The organism is Actinacidiphila oryziradicis, from assembly GCF_005047355.1.
Classification (GTDB): Bacteria; Actinomycetota; Actinomycetes; order Streptomycetales; family Streptomycetaceae; genus Actinacidiphila; species Actinacidiphila oryziradicis.
This window is the reverse complement of sequence record NZ_SUMC01000255.1, coordinates 1-3,566: the sequence shown is the minus strand read 5'-3', so window position 1 is coordinate 3,566 and position 3,566 is coordinate 1. Positions and strand designations below refer to the sequence as shown.

Genomic DNA, 3,566 nt, shown 5'->3' with positions numbered 1-3,566 from the left:
GCTCGCGGCCGCAACACCCTGATGGGTGACGGCGGCGGCACCGGCAAGGGCGACGGCAACGACTAGTCCGAAGCCGAAGACGCGATGACGAACCTGTCGATCGCGGAGCGCCTGGGCGAAAACTTCCTCGCCCAGGCGCTGCACCGCGACTACCGCCACCTCCCCGAAGCTGTCGAGGTCGCCGGGCTGATGACCTGGGACGACCTGGACCGCATCCTGACCCAGCACCGGCTGGAGCCGCCCCGGCTGCGGCTGGCCCGCGACGGGCAGACGCTGCCGTTGTCGGACTACGCCACGCCGGTGGCCACCCGCCGCCACACCGTGTGGCACCGCCTCCAGCCCGCCGGCCTGCACCCGCTGCTGGCCGACGGCGCCTCCCTCGCCCTCGATGGCGCGGACCAACTGCACCGGCCCCTGGCCCGGCTCGCCGAAGACCTGGAGCGCACGTTCCGGACCGACGTGCGGGCGAACGTGTACGCCTCCTGGACCTCCACCGAGGGCTTCGGGGTCCACTGGGACAGTCACGATGTGCTAATCGTGCAGCTGGACGGCACCAAGCGCTGGCGGCTGTTCGGACAGACCCGCCCGGCCCCGCTGCACCGGGACACCGAGCTGCCGCCCGAACCGCCGACGGAACCGCTCGCCGACCTGGTGCTGCGCCCGGGGGACCTGCTGTATGTGCCGCGCGGCTGGTGGCATTCGGTCAGCGCCGACCAGGGCGGCCCCTCGCTGCACGCCACGTTCGGCTTCGAACCCCACACCCCGGTCAACCTGCTCGACTGGCTCGCCGAACAGCTCATCTCCCGAGAGGAATTCCGCACCGACCTGCCCCTGCTCGACACCACCGAAGCGCAGACCGCCACCCTGCGCGGGCTGCGCAAGCTGCTCCTGGCGGAGCTGGACGATCCGGAACTCCTGGCCCGGTACGCCACCGCGATGGACGGCCGGTCCGTGGGGCGGCTGGCGCCGAGCCTGCCGTACGTGGGCGGCGTCCCGGCCGACCCGGGCCTGCGGGTGCGGCTGACCACCGCCCGCGCCGTGCTCACCACGACCGGCGACACGGTGATGCTGGCCGCCGCCGGCAGCGAGTACGAGTTCGCCCCGGCCGCGGAGCCGGTCCTGCGGCCGCTGGTTGACGGCCAGGTCCTCACGCTGGCCGACCTCGCGGCCGCCGCCGGCCTGGACGTCGCCGACGTCGCAGCGTTGGTTGGCGAGCTGGTCGACGGCCAGGCCGCCGCCGTCGGCAACCTGCTGTAACCGCGAGGCTCGGGGTCGTGGTGAGGGGCGATCGTCACCACCACCCCGGGCCTGTACTCGCCCGGAACGGCTGGATCTGTCCTGACCCTGGCTCCCCGTCCGGGAGACTGGCAGCAGGCCGTCCTACGGCCGCGTACCACCCCTGCGCCCCCGGACTACTTGCGGGAGATCCCGGTGTACTCGCCCCCCTCCGGCCCAGCCGACGAACAGCGCATGCGCGCCCGGCACGAGCGCGCGGCGCGGGCCCTGAGGGTGACCTGCACCGGTGGGGAGCCGTTCTGGGGCTGGGACGGCCGCACCCTCGGACGCGCGGGCATCACGGCGACCGGACAGCGGGTGTGGTTGCGGATGACGTCCGCCCCGGCGGACAAGGCCCACGGCAAGCTCTGGGAAGGCGCGGAGACCGCCCAGCAGGCGTTCGCGGACCTGGGCGGGCACCGGCCCGCGCTGCTGGCCATTCACGACGCGACGGGCGACGGCACCGCCTACCGGGCGGAGCTGAGCGAGCACCTGGACCAGCCGGTCATCTCCACCGACCCGATCCTGCGCGACCGCCTGGAGCTGCCCGACGGCTGGTGGCCGGCACTGGACGGCGTGCTGGAGAAGGTGGCGGCCGCCACCACCGACCGCGTCGCGGTCCGCCAGGAGTACATCGACCGCGCCGTCCCGGCCTTCCTCGGCATCCCGGCCCCGACGGTCACCCGCTGGGCGACCGTCCACGGCGACCTTCACTGGGCCAACCTCACCGCCCCCGAACTGCGGCTCCTGGACTGGGAGGCATGGGGCCAAGGGCCGTGGGGCTATGACCAGGCCACGCTCTACGCCTACAGCCTCCTGCGGCCCGACGTCGCCGACAGGGTCCGCGACGCCTTCCCCTTCCTGGGCACCACCCAGACATACACGGCCGAAGCCGTCGTCTGCGCCGAACTGCTGCAGACCGTCTCCCGGGGGACCAACCTCGAGCTCGCCGGGCCACTGCAGAAGTGGGCCGACCAGCTGCGCGACCGGTAGTCCCTCACCGGACGTGGCGCCGGATCCCCGCCTGGCGGCCCACGGCACCACGTCGGCGACTCGCCGGGCGGGAAGAGCCGGCGGAGGCAGGCCCGCCACCGCCCCGGCCGGGCGAGCATGAGACACATCGTCGCCGTGAGCACGGAGGTCCGTTGAAGTGATCGACTGACTGGTGTTGTACCGCTTACGCTGCGTGCTCGGGAGAATGGGCTGGGGGGTACATGGCTGATCCGATTGAGACCGTTGCTCCGGACGATTCGGGTTCGGTCACGCTTCGGGGGTACGAGTACCAGGTTCATGTGGCTGCGCAGGCCATCCTGGAGATCCTTGCTGACGAGCCGGTACGGCACGTGATCTGCGAGCACCTTGCGGACATCATCGTTGTCCGCGATAACGAGGGACAGGCGGATGGCCGTCCCTTCTGGGATTTTCAGCAGATCAAGACGCGGGCCGCGACCACGCCCTGGGCGCTCACGGACGTTCTCGCCAAGGGCCCGTTCAAGAGCCTGTGGCGTACGTACGGAGCGGTGAAGGACCAGGGGCTCTCCTACGGGCTCACAGCCGGTTTGGAGGGCTACCTCGATCCCACCGACGCTTCCGTTACTGCTCTCGCGCACGGGGAAGGGGCCGATGACGAGCGGTGCTTGAAGCGGGTGACAGCCCACCTGAAGGCTGAGGTCAACGAGGTCTCTGCCTTCCTCGGCCTGATCAATGTCCGGGAACTGCCCAGGCACGACGACATCGAGTTGCGTAACATCGCCTTCCTCCACGAGCTGGGCCCGTCTTTGACCGGTGCGGAGATTACCGGCCTCTACACCGAACTCGTGCGCCGTACCCGGGAGGCAATGCAGGGTCGCCTGGACCCTAAATGGGCCGAACAGGTAGCGGTGCAGGGCCTGCCCACAGAGCTGCTGAGGAAGTGCATCGGGCCCAGCAGCGTTGCCGACCTTCAACAGCGCCTGCTGCGCCCCGACCACGTACTGCTGACCGATTACTCGCAGCGACTGAGCGGAGTTGAAACAGCGCAGGCCCGCAAACTCCGCTGCGGCGCGGTGCCGTACGAGGCGCGTGGTGTGCGCAGGGATTACGCCTGTGAGAAGTTCCCCTTCCACCGCCAGGAGGACGGCATGGCTGACGTCTTCTACGCGATCCACAAGCCGACCGGTATACCCGTCGTCCTTAACGACGTGGTGCTCGATTGAGGTCGGGCTGTGCTGGCCTGGCGGGTTGGCTGGTGGTTGATTACCGCATGGCCGCGCGGTCGGAGACCAGGCCGGCGATGGCTTGGTAGGTCTGGT

General features: G+C 70.5%; 3 protein-coding genes. All 3 read left to right on the top strand.

The window, feature by feature from the left end; genetic code table 11:
- Window positions 1-84 precede the first annotated feature (84 nt).
- The 3 genes from FCI23_RS54550 to FCI23_RS54540 all read left to right on the top strand — a co-directional run bounded on the left by FCI23_RS54550 (window position 85) and on the right by FCI23_RS54540 (window position 3,470).
- Window positions 85-1,257, top strand: a complete 1,173-nt coding sequence (locus tag FCI23_RS54550; protein ID WP_136731609.1) for a cupin domain-containing protein — start codon at window positions 85-87, stop codon at window positions 1,255-1,257.
- A 174-nt stretch (window positions 1,258-1,431) separates the two neighbouring features.
- Window positions 1,432-2,268: a hypothetical protein gene (locus FCI23_RS54545; protein ID WP_136731608.1), complete on the top strand. Its 837-nt coding sequence runs from the start codon at window positions 1,432-1,434 to the stop codon at window positions 2,266-2,268.
- Between the two features lie 221 nt (window positions 2,269-2,489).
- The gene (locus tag FCI23_RS54540) at window positions 2,490-3,470 is read left to right on the top strand and encodes a dsDNA nuclease domain-containing protein (RefSeq protein WP_136731607.1); all 981 of its coding nucleotides are present in this window, start codon (window positions 2,490-2,492) and stop codon (window positions 3,468-3,470) included.
- Window positions 3,471-3,566 lie beyond the last annotated feature (96 nt).

Bases quoted from the DNA above. Each gene is read 5' to 3' on its own strand.
- FCI23_RS54550 (WP_136731609.1), top strand. From the start codon at position 85: ATGACGAACCTGTCGATCGCGGAGCGCCTGGGCGAAAACTTCCTCGCC.
- FCI23_RS54540 (WP_136731607.1), top strand. From the start codon at position 2,490: ATGGCTGATCCGATTGAGACCGTTGCTCCGGACGATTCGGGTTCGGTC.